The organism is Fundicoccus ignavus, from assembly GCF_009659375.1.
GTDB classification, from domain to species: domain Bacteria; phylum Bacillota; class Bacilli; order Lactobacillales; family Aerococcaceae; genus Fundicoccus; species Fundicoccus ignavus.
Genome location: NZ_WJQT01000006.1, coordinates 1 through 15,695, shown reverse-complemented (window position 1 = coordinate 15,695; position 15,695 = coordinate 1). Strand labels below are relative to the sequence as shown.

At 34.3% G+C, this 15,695-nt stretch carries 17 protein-coding genes and 2 pseudogenes; 17 read left to right on the top strand and 2 right to left on the bottom strand.

Translation table 11 applies throughout. From position 1 onward, the window contains the following. Position 1 precedes the first annotated feature (1 nt). From GF867_RS05715 to GF867_RS05675, 9 genes are all read left to right on the top strand, one after another. The gene (locus GF867_RS05715; protein ID WP_153832151.1) at positions 2 to 1,567 is read left to right on the top strand and encodes a recombinase family protein; all 1,566 of its coding nucleotides are present in this window, start codon (positions 2 to 4) and stop codon (positions 1,565 to 1,567) included. Positions 1,568 to 1,686: 119 nt separating this feature from the next. Beyond that, complete coding sequence (locus tag GF867_RS05710) at positions 1,687 to 2,364, top strand: response regulator transcription factor (protein WP_153832150.1); 678 nt, start codon at positions 1,687 to 1,689, stop codon at positions 2,362 to 2,364. 95 nt (positions 2,365 to 2,459) lie between these two features. Then, positions 2,460 to 3,374 (top strand): ATP-binding cassette domain-containing protein, encoded by a 915-nt coding sequence (locus GF867_RS05705; RefSeq protein WP_153832149.1) that lies wholly within the window; start codon positions 2,460 to 2,462, stop codon positions 3,372 to 3,374. Further along, positions 3,371 to 4,120, top strand: coding sequence for an ABC transporter permease (locus tag GF867_RS05700; protein ID WP_153832148.1), 750 nt, complete (start codon positions 3,371 to 3,373; stop codon positions 4,118 to 4,120). The genes GF867_RS05705 and GF867_RS05700 overlap by 4 nt, the downstream gene beginning before the upstream one ends. Positions 4,121 to 4,140: 20 nt before the next feature. Continuing rightward, positions 4,141 to 5,055, top strand: coding sequence for a sensor histidine kinase (locus GF867_RS05695; protein ID WP_172973967.1), 915 nt, complete (start codon positions 4,141 to 4,143; stop codon positions 5,053 to 5,055). A 439-nt stretch (positions 5,056 to 5,494) separates the two neighbouring features. Further along, positions 5,495 to 6,436: a recombinase family protein gene (locus GF867_RS05690; protein WP_153832146.1), complete on the top strand. Its 942-nt coding sequence runs from the start codon at positions 5,495 to 5,497 to the stop codon at positions 6,434 to 6,436. A 114-nt stretch (positions 6,437 to 6,550) separates the two neighbouring features. Next, complete coding sequence (locus GF867_RS05685) at positions 6,551 to 7,225, top strand: helix-turn-helix domain-containing protein (RefSeq protein WP_153832145.1); 675 nt, start codon at positions 6,551 to 6,553, stop codon at positions 7,223 to 7,225. 41 nt (positions 7,226 to 7,266) lie between these two features. Continuing rightward, positions 7,267 to 7,731: a hypothetical protein gene (locus GF867_RS05680; RefSeq protein ID WP_153832144.1), complete on the top strand. Its 465-nt coding sequence runs from the start codon at positions 7,267 to 7,269 to the stop codon at positions 7,729 to 7,731. A gap of 532 nt (positions 7,732 to 8,263) precedes the next feature. Beyond that, positions 8,264 to 8,947 carry a hypothetical protein gene (locus tag GF867_RS05675; protein WP_153832143.1) on the top strand — a complete coding sequence of 228 codons (684 nt, stop codon included), beginning with the start codon at positions 8,264 to 8,266 and terminating at the stop codon, positions 8,945 to 8,947. On the opposite strand, the gene GF867_RS05670 is transcribed toward GF867_RS05675, so the two are convergent. Next, positions 8,944 to 9,624: an IS6-like element ISS1N family transposase gene (locus GF867_RS05670; RefSeq protein WP_153832142.1), complete on the bottom strand. Its 681-nt coding sequence runs from the start codon at positions 9,622 to 9,624 to the stop codon at positions 8,944 to 8,946. The two genes, GF867_RS05675 and GF867_RS05670, sit on opposite strands and share 4 nt — an antisense overlap. Positions 9,625 to 9,684: 60 nt before the next feature. Between GF867_RS05670 and GF867_RS05665 the strand changes: the two genes are divergently transcribed. The 6 genes and pseudogenes from GF867_RS05665 to GF867_RS05640 all read left to right on the top strand — a co-directional run bounded on the left by GF867_RS05665 (position 9,685) and on the right by GF867_RS05640 (position 13,140). Further along, positions 9,685 to 10,149: a Rep family protein gene (locus GF867_RS05665; RefSeq protein ID WP_153832141.1), complete on the top strand. Its 465-nt coding sequence runs from the start codon at positions 9,685 to 9,687 to the stop codon at positions 10,147 to 10,149. A gap of 103 nt (positions 10,150 to 10,252) precedes the next feature. Next, entirely contained in the window at positions 10,253 to 10,537 is a 285-nt protein-coding gene (locus tag GF867_RS05660; RefSeq protein ID WP_153832140.1) for a hypothetical protein, read from the top strand. A gap of 450 nt (positions 10,538 to 10,987) precedes the next feature. Continuing rightward, positions 10,988 to 11,074: pseudogene (locus tag GF867_RS14475) on the top strand (site-specific recombinase); the annotation flags it as partial. 243 nt (positions 11,075 to 11,317) lie between these two features. After that, positions 11,318 to 11,692 (top strand): GntR family transcriptional regulator, encoded by a 375-nt coding sequence (locus GF867_RS05650; RefSeq protein ID WP_138404549.1) that lies wholly within the window; start codon positions 11,318 to 11,320, stop codon positions 11,690 to 11,692. Positions 11,693 to 11,694: 2 nt separating this feature from the next. Continuing rightward, positions 11,695 to 12,540 (top strand): ABC transporter ATP-binding protein, encoded by an 846-nt coding sequence (locus tag GF867_RS05645; RefSeq protein WP_153832139.1) that lies wholly within the window; start codon positions 11,695 to 11,697, stop codon positions 12,538 to 12,540. After that, positions 12,541 to 13,140 (top strand): ABC-2 transporter permease, encoded by a 600-nt coding sequence (locus tag GF867_RS05640; RefSeq protein WP_153832138.1) that lies wholly within the window; start codon positions 12,541 to 12,543, stop codon positions 13,138 to 13,140. Between the two features lie 458 nt (positions 13,141 to 13,598). On the opposite strand, the gene GF867_RS05635 is transcribed toward GF867_RS05640, so the two are convergent. After that, positions 13,599 to 14,222: a DJ-1/PfpI family protein gene (locus GF867_RS05635; protein ID WP_153832137.1), complete on the bottom strand. Its 624-nt coding sequence runs from the start codon at positions 14,220 to 14,222 to the stop codon at positions 13,599 to 13,601. A 246-nt stretch (positions 14,223 to 14,468) separates the two neighbouring features. Between GF867_RS05635 and GF867_RS05630 the strand changes: the two are divergent. Next, positions 14,469 to 15,050 (top strand): annotated as a pseudogene (locus tag GF867_RS05630) (hypothetical protein). A gap of 417 nt (positions 15,051 to 15,467) precedes the next feature. Then, on the top strand, positions 15,468 to 15,695 hold a 228-nt coding region (locus GF867_RS05625; protein ID WP_366927760.1), incomplete at its 3' end, for a GrpB family protein.

Here is a 15,695-nt window from a genome sequence, read left to right as displayed (position 1 = left end):
TATGGAAAGTTCAAGAAATGTTACAGTCATCCCAGCAAGACCAAGAAGAACGAGGGAAGTAAGTGATAAGCAAAAGCTGAGGGTAGCTGCTTATTGTCGAGTATCAACTGACAGTGATGAACAGGCAACGAGTTATAAAGTGCAAATCGAACATTACACGTCATACATTCAAGCTAATCCCGAGTGGAAACTTGCAGGTGTTTATGCAGACGATGGCATTACAGGAACAAACACGAAAATGCGGGAACAGTTCAATAAAATGATACAAGATTGTATGGATGGAAAAATTGACATGATCATCACAAAGTCCATCAGTCGATTTGCAAGAATTACGTTAGACTGTTTGAAATATATAAGAAAATTAAAAGAGCGGGATATACCAGTATTCTTTGAAAAGGAAAACATTAATTCAATGGAAGCGAAAGGGGAAGTGATGCTTACGATAATGGCATCACTTGCCCAACAAGAAAGTCAGTCATTAAGTCAAAACGTAAAACTAGGTATTCAATATCGCTACCAACAGGGAGAAGTCCAGGTCAATCACAATCGATTTATCGGATATACAAAAGACGAAAATAATCAATTAGTGATTGTCCCAGAAGAAGCTGAAATCATTAAAAGAATTTATCGGGAGTATTTAGAAGGGGCGAGTTTAAATAAGATAGCGAAAGGCTTGGAGGCAGACGGTATTTTAACGGGAGCCGGGAAAAAGAAATGGCATACTAGTTCCTTATGTAAAATGTTAACGAATGAAAAATATATGGGAGATGCACTACTTCAAAAAACATACACCGTTGATTTTCTATCAAAAAGACGAGTAAAGAATGATGGTGTTGTTCCTCAATATTATGTAGAAAACAACCACGAAGCGATTATTCCAAAACACTTATTCATGCTAGTCCAGGAAGAGTTAAAAAAACGAAGAGTAGGAAGAGTAAGCAAAAATGGAAAGAGACGGAATTATAGCAGTAACCACAGTTTGGCTCAGATGGTGCTTTGTGATAACTGTGGGGAGATCTTTAGAAGAGTTCATTGGAATAATCGAGGGAAGAGGTCAATCGTTTGGCGATGTGTCAGTCGATTGGAGAATACCGGAGTGTTTTGCGATGCACGAACAGTAAGAGAAGATGTTCTAAAAGAGTCAGTTCTTCAAGGGATCAATAAACTATTCAGTAATCAAGATGATTTTATAAAAGTATTAATAGAAAATATTTCGCTTATCATTTCATCAAGTCTTCCAAATGAAATTATAACAGTTGAGAAAAAACTAGTAGAATTACAACATTCCTTAATCACTTTGGCAAACTCGAAAGAAGATTACAATGAAGTGGTCGATGATATATATCGATTAAGGGAAAAGCGGCAGACCTTACAAATTCAAATTGCTGAGCAAGATAACGATAGAAATCGGATGGAAGAGATTATCAAACTTCTGGAAACAGAGTCTCCCGAACTAGATTTATATGATGAAAAGCTTGTAAGGCGCTTAGTCGATAAAGTAACTATTCAGGCTGAGAAAATGGAAATAGCCTTTAAGTCTGGGATAAATGTAGAAGTGAACATGTAAAAATATTAAAGGCCTGTATGATTAGGTAATGCTAATCATACAGGCCTTTTTGTGGTAAGATAAAATCTAAAGAATAATTGATTGTAGAATAGAAAAAACAAGTGAACTAGAGGGATAGTATGTGCAAGAAAATTTTAATTGTTGAAGATGATGAAGAAATAAATTTATTGTTAACCACTATTTTAACAAATGAATCTTTTGAAACAACGGCTGCATACTCCGGAACAGAGGCTTTATTACGTATGGAATCGGTTATATATGATCTTATTCTAGTTGATCTCATGCTCCCGGGAATGTCAGGTGAGGAAGTAATTAAGGAAATTCGTGAAAAAAGCCAAGTCCCCATCATCGTTATTTCTGCAAAGACAGATGTCATGCATAAAGTGGACTTGTTAAAAGGTGGTGCCGATGATTATATAACAAAACCATTCGACCAAGCGGAAGTACTGGCACGGATAGAAGTACAATTACGAAAAGTTACTCCAAGCAACCAAATAGAGCAAAGTGAAAAGCATTGGCGTGACTTACGGATTGATATAAAAAAACGTTCAGTATACTTGGGTGACCAGCAGATGTCTTTAACGAATGCAGAATATGACTTATTACTTTTATTAATTTCTCGCCCTGAATATGCCTTTTCCAAAAGAGAAATATATGAAGAACTTTGGACAGGCCCATATGTAGGTGATGATAATACGGTTAGTGTCCATATATCTAATATTCGTAAAAAAATCGCCAGATTTACGGAAGAAGAATATATTCAAACAGTTTGGGGCATTGGTTTTATGTTAGTCTAAAGCATCTTTATGAATTCTTTATGTTTTGTTTAAAGGATATTAAAGCCTATTTGCTTACAATACATATATAAGGAGCAAATGGAGGTTGGAAATAAATGAATGCAATCATTCAAACGAAAGAACTAAGGAAAAACTTTAAAACAGAAGAAGTGCTCAAATCAATCGATTTCAACTTAAATGAAGGAGAAATTTGTGCCTTAATCGGTAAAAATGGTGCAGGGAAATCAACATTTTTCAAACTACTCTCGGGACAAATGATTCCGACAAGTGGGAGTATCCAACTCTTTGACAAAAAGAGTCCTCACTTAGACAAAGCACGAAGGCGAATGGGTTTCATTATTGAATCACCGGTGTTTTTCCCAGACTTTACAGGAGTACAAAATTTAGAATACTTCCGTCTGCAACGTGGAGTAGCAGAGAAAAAGCGCATCCACGAAGTGTTGAAAATTGTAGGCTTAACCAATGCCAAACACAAGAAATTTAAAACTTACTCAATGGGAATGAAACAGCGCCTCGGCATTGCACTATGTTTATTAAGTAGTCCGGATTGTTTGGTCTTAGATGAACCGATTAATGGACTCGATTCAGAAGGAATTGTCGAAATTCGGAAACTATTACTACAATTAAACCAAGAGCATCACATCACGATTTTAGTATCAAGTCATATTTTAACCGAACTACAATTAATCGCTGATAGATTTGTTTTTATCAAAAAAGGTATTATCACCGAAGATGTCAGCAAAAAGCAATTAGAGGAAAAGTCGGAAAAACAATTACACTTACAAGTAGATAAAGTTGCCAAAGCAGCACAAGTATTAGAAAGTCATTATCCTTCTATTCAATATGATGTCATGCCCGAAGGAAAGATTATCATTTACAATCATATAAAAGATGCAGCTGCCATTAACAAGTTGCTTATCACAAATGACATTATCGTTAGAGCCTTCCACACTGAGGCATATAAACTCGAAGAATACTTCTTGGACATTGTAGAGGGGGAAGAAAAATGATTAATTATTTAAAAAGTGAACGTTATCGCTTAACAAGAAAAACAGGCTTACACTTAACGAGTCTTCTCGCATGCGGGCTTATTATTGCATTTGGGTTCACCTTATACTTTTTTGGACAGAATGAAGTTAATTTTCCTTATGCAACGTCCTACTTCTTTTATAGCAATATCGTTAATGGGGGCGTATTAATCTTCATTATTGTCATTTTAATTAATAGTGCTTTAACAGGAAAAGACCTATCTACCCTCAAGCAGTCTGTATCATTTGGGATTTCCCGGTCAACGATTTTTTGGTCAAAATTAATCCTTACTTTTATGTACTTTTTGTTATTATGTTTGATTGGGATGATCCTGATGGGAGCGCTTGGTGAAACATTGTTTACTGATAGTGAACCTTATTTAAACAGTTTTCTGCTGGCTAGTGTCAATATGTTCCCGATTGTTTTAAGTGCCTTCATGCTTGTACATGTCTTACAGATGAACCGGATTGGGACTATTTATACGATTATAACTATCATAGTCATTTATACAATGTCAGATGGGATTATGAATTTAATGTTTCGTTTAGTGGGTCCATTAGATGAATTATATAAGTGGACACCAAGTTTCTTACTTAATGAAAATACACTTTCTTATACAGAGAATGCCGTGACCTTTTCTTGGGAGAGTTGGCTTGTTGGAATTGGTTTATCTATAATATTTCTCGCTATAGGCTTATGGCAGTTTAATAAAAAAGATATCGATTAACTTGAGAAAGGATGTTGCCAATGAATGGTTGGATGATTTTTGGTATTTGTATGCTCTTTATTGCAATCCTCAGTATTTATAAACTTCTAATCATTCGTTGGGACATGAAAAAGATGGCCAGGCAGCTGAAGGATGTGAATGAGCATTTTGGTACGAATGAATTAATTCGCACAAATTCACATGATCAGCTAACGAGTGAGTTTTCCAAGGAAATAAATAAGTTAATCCATCTTTATAAAGAAAATGAACGATATTTAGAAAAACGTGAAACACAATTAAGAACGGAAATTACAAATATATCCCATGACTTAAGGACACCTTTAACATCAATGAAAGGTTTCTCCCAATTATTGTTAGATGATGTACCAGTGGCAAAAAGAGAAGAGTATGTCGACATTATATTAGGAAAGATTGATTTGTTAACCAACCAAGTTGATTTATTTTACGAGTTAGCTTCCATTCTTTCAGCAGATTATAAATTGGAAATGACATCTATACCCTTAAATGAAATCATTGAAGAAAAAGCACTGCTATTTTATTCGGATTTTCGCGAAAAATCTATTGATGTTCAATTAGCTAATATGGGAGAAAGTCATGTCTTAGCAAATAAAGAAGCTATAGAACGGATTCTCGTTAATATTATCCAGAATGCATTAAGGTATGCGACATCTTATTTTCATTTAAGATTAGAAGCGGAAGACAATTACCTCTCTTTATATGCGGAAAATGATTCGAACGATTTGACAGAAGCAGACATAGCAGATATTTTCAATCGGACTTATCGCAAGGATTCTAGTAGAAGAAATGGTCAGCTTGGTTTAGGTTTGCATATCGTGCAACAATTGATGGAGAAACAAGGCGGAGAAGTAGAGGCCAAATTAGAAGGAGAGAAATTCAGCCTACAATTAAAGTTTTATAAGTCGATTGTATTGTAATGTGGAAGGTAACTTTTAATAAATTATAATTGTGATTGACTTATTCCCGCATACCTACACCATTAGTGGACATATTCCCAAAGACGTATGGAACCTAAAAAAGTGTAAAGACATCAAGCTTACTGACTCGTCCCATGTTGAGACCGTAGTATTGATGTCACGGGTGAACCTTAGTAAGTAAATAAAGTACTGAATATATAAGGCTTTCTCGTGGGCAACCGTTAAAAGGTATAACAAGCCTCGTAGAAAGCCTTATTTTTAGTCAGCTTATCGTTCGTGCGGAAACATATCCGTAACCGAGGGTTGACACTAGGGAATGGATATTGGAAAAGTGATCCCTCTTTAGGGTTCACCTCGTAACGATAGTGTAGTATAATTGCCTATTTAACTTATAGCTGCATTCGCATGATGCCGGATAGGCAAAAAGGAAGTGGTGTTGATGGAGAAAAAGGTAGAAATCATACCAGCAAGTATACCAAAAGTTCAGAAGAAGGTAGTCATCTATGCAAGAGTAAGTACTGCACATGGTGAACAACTTGAAAGTTTATTTGCCCAGATTTCTGGATTAACTAGATATGTGTCTATGGTTTCTTCATGGAGATTAGTTGATATTTATATAGAGACTCAATCCGCAAAGGCAAAATCACCGAGAAAAGAATTTGCAAGAATGTTGAAGGATGCAGAAAGCAAGAGCTTTGATATAGTTGTCACTAAGAATATCAGTCGATTTGGCAGGGATACAGTGGAAGTACTGGAATCCTTGCGTGAACTGCGTAAGTTGAATATAAGAGTTCTTTTTGAACAAGAAAATCTTGATTCTGGAGAAATAGATAATGAGCTCATGATTTCCATCATTGAATCTATAGCACAAGCTGAAAACGAAAGCAGAAGCGAAAACATCAAGTGGGGCATACAAAAGAGTGTTGCTAGTGGGAAGTCCAATCTGATGAATCGAAAGTGCTATGGGTATGATAATGATGAGAATGGTGATCTCGTCATCAATGAGGAACAAGCTGCCGTTGTAAAGAGAGTATTCAATTTTTACATGGGAGGTATGAGTGTCGTTGGCATCATACGAAAGTTGCAGGAACTAGGATTTAAATCGCCTACTGGTAAGGGGAGATGGAGCAAAGGTTCTATCGATAATATACTAACCAATAGAAAATATACTGGTGATGTTGAATTGCTAAAGGAAGATGAGAATTCGGGGTATTATTTAGTAGAAGACAACAATCCTGTTATTATCTCAGAAGAAATATTCAATGCTGTGCAGAAACTGAGAAAAGATCGAAGTAATGTTGTAATTGATGAGTATGGCAATAAAACACGGAGCCATAAAAAGTATAGTTCAAAGAAGTCGGCAGAATTCAATGAAAAATAGATAAAAATACGTGTAGACAGACTTGTCTAGTAGAGAAATACGGCATTTTCTCACTTTGTGTCGTGTTCAATTACTAGGATAAAACATAGACTGTCGTTGAAAGGAGGTCAGAGCATGGACCAAATAAAAATTGGTCAGTTCTTAAAGGAACTACGTAAAGAAAAGAATATTACACAAGAAGCACTTGCGGAAGTGCTGAATGTATCAGGTAGAACAATTTCGCGTTGGGAGACAGGAAATAATATGCCGGATATTGGTTTGCTTGTTGAGCTGGCGGATTATTACGAAGTGACCATACCTGAAATAATTAATGGCGAAAGGAAAAGTGAGACTATGAATCAAGAAACAAGAGATACTGCTATTAAGATGGCAGAATATAGTAAAAACGAAAGTAAGGTTGAAAAAAGAAAAATCATTAGTGTATTGATGATTGTGTTTGGGGCGTTTTTAATTAACTCGGCTCTAGCGATTTTCCCAAACGAAAGTAGCTGGGGAAGCATATATTCAATTCTGGGAGCAATCATTGTAGTAATTGGTGTTGGTGTCGGTATTAAGACATTAATCATAAAGAAAAGCAGACGAATAGTAACTATTGTTGGTTGCATTATTCTTTTATTTGGATTATTTACAATTTCAGATTATGTTACTGTAGCGCATTTTCATCAAGTTCCGCGATTCAGCTATTCAAAATCATATGGAGAAAATGTTGTGGAACACAAAATGCTGTTCTTCACGGTTATCCAGAAGAATCCGGGAACAGAGAATGAGCAAGTAGAATTTGCAAAATAATTGCGAAGGGTATGAATAAATATATGAAGAAGAAAAGAACGATGCTAATTGTAGTGGTAGGATTAGTATTTGTGGCAGCCTTGGCCTTGATGCGATTTTTTCCATCGGTTAATGATGTGACAGTGGCTAGTGATGAGATAAGACTTGAAATACAGCTAGATGTTGAGAAAGATATTGGTTTATTCATCATTGATCGTGATATTGCTGGGAATGATTTTAGCGGAGGAATATCAAATGTAGATAAATCGCTTTTGAAACATGATGAGCTTTTGATTAATAATTATACCAAAGAAGAATTTTCTAATGTAGAAGATTTGAATAATTTGAAGCTCCGTTTTTCAATTATAACGAAATATGTAGATCCGAACTACGAGAATGTATATCCAGAAGAATACACAAAGGTAATGGAGCCGATTTATATTGATGCAAAATATGGAGAGACATATCGATTTACAGTTACAGGGAATTCGAAAGATGGATATAAATCTGTTCTTGAAAATCAATAGAAATGCAGAAAATAGCCTAGTTGAGACTGTGTAGGAACGTTAAAAAGTATAGATTTTAAACGGGATTTGGATATGTTCGCAAATAACCTACATATCTCATGTTGAGTGTGTATCGTTGCTACAAAGAAAAACTATATAGAAATCCTTAGTTTTAAACACTTTCACAAGCATTTCGTGTTTGTGGGAGAAGGTGAGAAATAAAGTACTGAAAAACCACATTACTGTTTCGGTAGTAATTGATCTGAGGTGTGGGAACACAATACAATAGAATAATAAGACGACTACAGTTTAAAATAATTGTGGTCGTCTTTTTGTATATTACAATCTATTTATCGATTCGAATAGATTTGCAAAATAATCATTTGGAAATTCTAATTAATTGTTTTTAGATTAATATTGGCTTTTTTCTATTGCAATTTTAAATTTCTTTCACTTGTGAACTATTTGTCACATAAGATAAGGTTATGTCAAATTACCTACATTAATATGGTAAGCTCATCATAATAAACTTATGTGGAGGGAGAAGAAGAAAATGATTATAACTGATATTATAAGTTGGGTAGAAAGGCAACCATATTGGCAACAAGTAATAGCAGAAAAGTTATTAAGCAATCGCACAATTACAGATGAGGATATAGAAGAAATTTTTCTTATTTTCAAAAAGGAAAATAGCCTTGTTAGCGAACCATTAGAAAAGAATGGATTGAATTTTTCAAATAGTAAAACTGATACTAGTAAGATACCAAATATAAAATGGAGAGGTTTATCAAATGTTAGTGGTGTAAATGCTATTAAAAACAATGAAGTATTTCCTGTTGGTGATGAAGTTACTTTAGTATATGGTGAGAATGGTACTGGTAAATCTGGATACACAAGAATTTTAAACAATATCTTTATTTCAAGAGGTGATAAAAATATACTACCTAATTTATTCGAAAAAAGTTCTGAACAACCTAGTTCAAAAGTTATTTTCGAAGATGATAGTGGAAATATAGAGGAGATACATTATCCTACTGATAAGGATCATCCTTATACCAACCGAATTACAGTGTTCGATTCTCACAGTGCTATACACGATTTAACGAAAGAAGCCGAATTATCTTTTTCGCCAACGGAGTTTAATTTCTTTGACGATTTCCTACTTAACATAGAAAAAATGGTTCTGTTGCGAAGTTTGAAAATCAAACGCGCCCTCTCTGAACTCCAAATATCTTAGGCTGTTATTCCCATTAATACCTTGATTTCAGTAGACACCGAAAAGCCGAAGAGCGTTCCATTTCTTCGGTTCTTTTTATATATTCCTCGAATGGTCTCCATGCCCTTAATCGTGGAAGAGGCTGTACGGAGACTTTGATAAAATTTATTTCGTCGTTTAATAGGTCGATAGTCTTGTTCTATTAAATTGTTAAGATACTTCACAGTTCGGTGCTCTGTCTTAGTATATAAACCCACACTCTGTAACTTTCTAAAGGCGGAGCCAAGAGAAGGTGCTTTATCGGTCACAATTGCTTTCGGCTCACCAAACTGTTTATGGAGTCGTTTTAAGAAAGCATAGGCTGCTTGCGTATCCCGTTTCTTTCGTAACCAGATATCTAAGGTTAAGCCGTCCGCATCAATTGCACGATAAAGATAATGCCAACGTCCCTTAATTTTGATATAGGTTTCGTCCATTTTCCATGAATAGAAGGATTGTCTATTTTTCTTCTTCCAAAGATAATAGAGGACTTTGCTGTACTCTTGCACCCAACGATAAATCGTAGTATGACAAACATTTATTCCACGATCATATAACAATTCTTGAACTTCACGATAGCTTAGATTGTAACGCAGGTAGTAACCAACAGCGACAATAATGACGTCTTTTTTGAATTGTTTGCCTTTAAAATGATTCATTACTCTGTCCTCTCTGTCTTTTTTCTCAATTTTACACTAAAATAGATTTTTTGGAAAACTTTGCAACAGAACCAAGATCTTAATCCTGATAACACAACTAAAAAGCCACACTGGCATGTGATGTTATCGTCTGATGGACCTATTTCTTTAAAAGCTGTAACAAAAATTGTTGAACCTTTGAATGTGCCTGCACCACAAAAAGTTGGTTCAGGACGTGGAATGATTAGATATTTTATACACTTAGACAACCCTGAAAAATATCAATACTCAAGAGATGAAATTGTTGCTCATTGTGGTGCAGATGTTGAAAGTTATTTTGAATTAACGAAAACAAACAAATTAAATGTAATGAAAGATATTATCACTTATATTTACGAAAATAAGATTGATAATTATGCTGATTTTTTAATGATTTGTATTCAACATTCTGATGATTGGTTTGATGTAGCGACTAACTATAATACTTTAGCAATTAACAAGATGATTGACGGTATGTGGTTAAAAAAGAAAAATGAACTTAGATAATAAAAGCCCACTGACTGGTTTGGGGTTTGCATACCTACTGAAACTGAGTTTGACACAATAAGAATTAAGTAAAACTCATACAAAAAATATTGGAGGAATAATTATGTGGTTAATATTTGGTGGTATTGCGATCGTCGCAACTTTCTTAAATCTTTATCTCTACAAAGCAGGTAAAAATTATCATTTAGCGATGGCGATTGGTTTGTCATTTACAGCATTAACACTCGCTGCAAGTTACAGCATGGTGTCTGATTGGGTAAACGCCGAAGATTGGTCTGCTTTATTAGATGTCGTGCCTACCATGAGCATAGCGTATTGGGTTCTGACGGTGATATCAATTTTGTTAAATATCACGCCAACTTTTTTAGAATTAAAGAATAAGAAGTAATACATTTCATAAACCAGTTTGTCTTAATAGTAATTAAGTAAAACCTATTAGAAAAAATAAGTTTTTACAAAATAGAATTCTATTTTATGAAATTTCCTTCAATTTTAGTTTGAGGTTTGCAGACCTACTGAAAAAGTAGGGCAGCAAATATCAAACAGGTATCAGCTAATTGACCCAATGGGGTCGCTGATACTCGGCTTGAAAAGCCGACTAGCCGTCTGCAAGACCCCTCGGCGAGCCCGTTTATATAGAAGAGAACCCTTCCAAGCTAGACTGTAGATACTCTGAGTCTAATGATTAAGCATAGCAGATGAGATTGATGAACTGCGAAATAAGCGACGGATCTTTTTATTAGAAGATGCCTCCCTCAGTGGCGAGAACGAGCGAATCAATGAGCTGATTGAATTTATCCGCAAGAACAAATTTCGCACCTTAGAATATGATGATAAGCTTGTAAGGAAGATAATCCAGAGCGTTACAGTCTATGAAGACCACTTCGTCATAGCCTTCAAATCTGGCATCGAAATGGAAATATGAAAACTCAAAGCAAATAACCCATGACTCTGCGGTAGAGTTGTGGGTTTTATTTGTGCTTGTTCAAGAAAAAAATGTTCTGAGTACCTTCGTAATTGTCAACCAATAAGAATTTCCAGAAAGATTGGTTTGCATACCTTTAGGCTGGATTAAAATATAGTCCGCCTTACTTTATATCTTGACACAACTGTTCGCTGAGTATATAATGTTTATATTCAATATATACACTTACATTGGAGGTAGAAGATGAATATCATTATTAGCAACGCAAATAATGAGCCGATTTATGAGCAAATATATCGTCAAATAAAGTCTGCAATTATTTCATCTGAGCTTAAAGAAGGGGATTTACTCCCGTCTATTCGTAATCTTGCAAAAGATTTAAGAATTAGTGTGATAACAACCAAAAGAGCTTATGATGAACTTGAAAAAGACGGATATATTTATTCAGCAATAGGTAAAGGCTCTTTTGTTGCAGAAAAAAATACAGAAATATTGAGGGAAGCCCATTTAAAAGAAATTGAGGAGCACTTCAGAATAATTTTAAAGATTGCTCCAGCGTGTAAATTAACAGTAGACGATATTATTGAAATGTTCAAAATCATTTCAGAGGAGGAATAAATATGAACAGTATTGAAGTGAAGAATCTTACAAAATCTTTTGGTGATTTCACACTTAAAGATCTTAATTTTAATGTACCTTCAGGAACGATTATGGGGCTAGTTGGTGAAAATGGCGCAGGAAAAAGCACAGCTATAAAACTTATTATGAACACCTTAGAAGCAGATAATGGTGAAGTTTCAGTTTTAGGGGTGTCTAATTTATCTAAGGAATTTACAAATCTTAAGCAAGATATCGGGGTTGTACTTGATGAGGCATATTTTCCAGAAGTATTAAATGCTAAAAATATTAATAACATAATGAAACTTATCTATAAAAATTGGAACGAGGATTCTTATTTTGAATACATAAAAAAGTTCTCTTTACCTCTCACGAAAATATTTAAAGACTTTTCAAGAGGAATGAAAATGAAATTGTCTGTCGCAGTTGCACTATCCCATAATCCAAAACTACTTATTTTAGATGAGGCAACCAGTGGACTCGATCCTATGGTGAGAGATGAAATTCTCGATGTGTTTAATGACTTTACAAGGGACGAGAATCATTCAATTTTACTTTCATCGCATATTATCAGTGACCTTGAAAAAATTTGTGATTATATCTGCTTTATTCATAAAGGTGAGCTTCTTTTAGTTGAAGAAAAAGATTTGTTATTAGAAAAATATGCAGTCATAAAACTGGCGAAAAATCAGTTGGAAACATTACCAAAGGATTCCATTGTTCGCAAAATTAGAACAAGTTTCGGCTACGAAGTACTTGTACAAAAAGATAAAATTAACGCAGCCTTTAGGGTAGAAAATACCAGACTTGAAGATATTATTTTATTGATGGTAAAGGAAGGTGTCTAAATGAAAAGCTTACTATTAAAAGATTTTTATGTTATCACAAAACAGCTTAAAATATTTCTTATTATTATTCCAGTTATTGCGCTGACAACAGGAGAAGCGATGTCTACTTTCTCAATTTTACTAGGAGCGGTGTTACCAATGACAGCGATTGCTTATGATGAACGCTCTAAGTGGAATGAACTTGCCGCCATGATGCCTTACTCAAAATTTGATCTTATTTTTAGTAAATATTTGCTGGGTTATCTTTGTATGTTTGGTGCAGCTCTGCTTGTATTTATTGGTCAAATTATTTGGAAATATAATGGCATTGTGGTGATAGATGATGATATAAATGTTCTACTATTTGCCGTTATGGGAGGTCTTATCTTTATAGCAATAAATACTCCCATTCTCTTTAAATTTGGCAGTGAAAAAGGTAGGTTTGTTTTTATTATTACAATGGCGCTTGTTGGTGCAAGCGGACCAATTCTGCAGAAAGTTGATAGTAGAATTATTCTTAAAATATTTAACTTATCTCCCGTTATTTTACTTGCATTTGTTGTTATACTAAATGTGATGTCTTTAATGATTTCTATGAATATTAAAAAGGATAAAGCTTAATTGTTATAAGCAAAATGAGTATAACAATAAAACGATTAATATTAATTGGCTTTTTGGTTACATCTGCAAAACATGTAAAACTGATTGATATGTTCCCCCATACGAGAGCCAATATTGGATATCTTCCCACAAAGAGAATTTCACATGGAAATATTCATGCAATTTATTTTTTACAGCTATCTATACCTCTCAAAACATGTGGAGTGTGTAGTATTGACCAAAAAGAAATGGATAAAATTACTTAATAGAGGATTTCTAGTCATTAATAACGTGTCTGCTAACCTCTTTTTTAGTTAAAAGTATTAATAGAAGTTAAAAAAAGACGAAGAGAGGATGGGAACGGTTCAGTTTCATTTTATCTATTCCGTGTACCAAATTAGACTCTCTTGTTTTATTCTTCATAAATAAAACAAAAAGGCAGTGTATAACTGCCTTAAAGAGATACGTGCAAACATCTATTAATTTCTAAAAAATGTTAATTCTTCTGGTGTGTAAATCCTATCCTTGTCTGCACCAATAAATGCATCATCAGATAAGTTATAACCTAATAATCGAGCAGTTTCTATCGCAAAATTTCTAGAGGCAAAGCCAATTGCTGTAAGGATATTATTTTTTTCATCATAAACAATAGGCTTTCTTACAATATTTTCTTGCTTTATAAAAGAGTGAGCATCAATATCTTCCTCAAAGAGCCCACAAGTAAACTGACATGAATCTAGTAACCCTGCTTTTGCCATTAAAATAGGAGCAGCTGAAATAGCCGCTATTAACGGCCGATCACTACTGATAGTTTTTAACTCTCCTAGAGCCTTAATGAATCTTTCATCATTAATTACTTTTCTAAAATCGATGATACCCGATAGTATGATGAGTTCATACTCAGTATAGTCTATTTCACCGAAAGTATAGTCCGGGAGAAGATTAAAATTATCTTCGCTTCTTATCAATTTCTTTTCAGAAGAAACTGTATCAAGAATCCATTCTAATTCAACGGTTTGATATGAGGTCAGGAAAGCTGTTAATTGAGTTATCTCAAATAAAGATATTCCTTCATATAAAAAAACTAATGCTTTTCTTTTCATGATTTATAAAACTCCTTTCGTCCCCATGGAGCTTTATAAATTCACACGTATCTAATATAAATTATAACATATAACGCCTGTTAACTATAAAGCGATCTTCATGACATTTGACAACAAGATAAATTTTTTTAAGATATAATTGTAGGGGGGAAACGTTTTTTAAATAGAAAAGTTGGGGCTAAATCGATTATATTATTCAAACACATTGTACAGTAAACAAATAAACATTAAAAAAAGGGAGAAATTATGAATCAAAACCTTAGAATCGTTTCGTTATCTTTCGCTATAATGCTTCTAAGTGCTTCTATATTTCCTAATATTACAACTGTTTACGCTACTGAAAATGAACAACAAACACAAGAATACACTGAAGTTGAAATTGTAGAGCCTACATCTCTTTCATTAACAGAGGTAGAAATCAACTCACTTGCTAATGAAATTCAAGCATTACACCCTAGTATTTCTAAAGAGTGGATTATAGAAGTAATATACAAACAACTTCAAGGTGAGTACTCGTTACAAACAGAATATACATCGTCTCAGGCTCAAACTAGATCATCATGGCAAGGTATAACTGTAGATCAAATGGGAGCGGCCCTAGATACTGCTATTGCATTAGCTCTAGGAGGAAGTACTTTAATAAAAGTAAAAGGTAAACACGCAGCAAAAAGTGCCATACGTTAAGCAATTGCAAAATATTTAGGAAGCTGGGTTGTGAATGATGTTGTATTAGAATTTGCAATGAATTTACTATCACCAGATACCTATTTAGCTCAATTATGGGACGAAAACGATGCTGTTCCTAACAATGGAAGGATTAATTTTTAATGAGCAAAGACTTAATAAAATTAGTAGGTTATAACTTATTAACTTTAACGATGGTGTATGTATTAACACTGCTAGCTAATAAAGAATTTAAATGGTGGGTTGTCATAGCCATGACATCATCTTCTTTCCTCGTTAGTAAATATTTAGAGAACAAAAATAAAAAAGATAGCTAGTTTTTGTTACCTGTTTATTTAATAGATAACAGGTAAAAATTAAACCAAATGAACCCCCTTAAATGATGTGACCCCAAAGTTAGAGTTAAAAATATAGGCTCTATATTAAATGCGGTTGATGAACGAACATCAACCGCATCTTTCTATTCACAAAAACGTAAATGTTCACTATATTAAAGTCACCACAACCTAACAAAGGAGTGCGATAAGATGATATCTAATAATACCTCCATGCTTACAACGGATGATGAGTTGCAAAAGAATACGGTTGGTTGTTAAGGATTCTGCTGATGAGTCATCCTACGTTCCAGTGTTGGAAGCGGCCGGATATGTGCTACAGATTCGAGAACCTGACTGGTTTGAGCATCGTTTGTTTAAAGGACCGGATACCGATATTAATCTGCATGTGTTCAGTTTGGGCACATCAGAGATTGATAGAATGTTACGCTTCCGTGATTGGTTGCGGACTAAT

Bases quoted from the DNA above. Each gene is read 5' to 3' on its own strand.
- GF867_RS05715 (WP_153832151.1), top strand. From the start codon at position 2: ATGGAAAGTTCAAGAAATGTTACAGTCATCCCAGCAAGACCAAGAAGA.
- GF867_RS05710 (WP_153832150.1), top strand. From the start codon at position 1,687: ATGTGCAAGAAAATTTTAATTGTTGAAGATGATGAAGAAATAAATTTA.
- GF867_RS05705 (WP_153832149.1), top strand. From the start codon at position 2,460: ATGAATGCAATCATTCAAACGAAAGAACTAAGGAAAAACTTTAAAACA.
- GF867_RS05700 (WP_153832148.1), top strand. From the start codon at position 3,371: ATGATTAATTATTTAAAAAGTGAACGTTATCGCTTAACAAGAAAAACA.
- GF867_RS05695 (WP_172973967.1), top strand. From the start codon at position 4,141: ATGAATGGTTGGATGATTTTTGGTATTTGTATGCTCTTTATTGCAATC.
- GF867_RS05690 (WP_153832146.1), top strand. From the start codon at position 5,495: ATGGAGAAAAAGGTAGAAATCATACCAGCAAGTATACCAAAAGTTCAG.
- GF867_RS05685 (WP_153832145.1), top strand. From the start codon at position 6,551: ATGGACCAAATAAAAATTGGTCAGTTCTTAAAGGAACTACGTAAAGAA.
- GF867_RS05680 (WP_153832144.1), top strand. From the start codon at position 7,267: ATGCTAATTGTAGTGGTAGGATTAGTATTTGTGGCAGCCTTGGCCTTG.
- GF867_RS05675 (WP_153832143.1), top strand. From the start codon at position 8,264: ATGATTATAACTGATATTATAAGTTGGGTAGAAAGGCAACCATATTGG.
- GF867_RS05670 (WP_153832142.1), bottom strand. From the start codon at position 9,624: ATGAATCATTTTAAAGGCAAACAATTCAAAAAAGACGTCATTATTGTC.
- GF867_RS05660 (WP_153832140.1), top strand. From the start codon at position 10,253: ATGTGGTTAATATTTGGTGGTATTGCGATCGTCGCAACTTTCTTAAAT.
- GF867_RS05650 (WP_138404549.1), top strand. From the start codon at position 11,318: ATGAATATCATTATTAGCAACGCAAATAATGAGCCGATTTATGAGCAA.
- GF867_RS05645 (WP_153832139.1), top strand. From the start codon at position 11,695: ATGAACAGTATTGAAGTGAAGAATCTTACAAAATCTTTTGGTGATTTC.
- GF867_RS05640 (WP_153832138.1), top strand. From the start codon at position 12,541: ATGAAAAGCTTACTATTAAAAGATTTTTATGTTATCACAAAACAGCTT.
- GF867_RS05635 (WP_153832137.1), bottom strand. From the start codon at position 14,222: ATGAAAAGAAAAGCATTAGTTTTTTTATATGAAGGAATATCTTTATTT.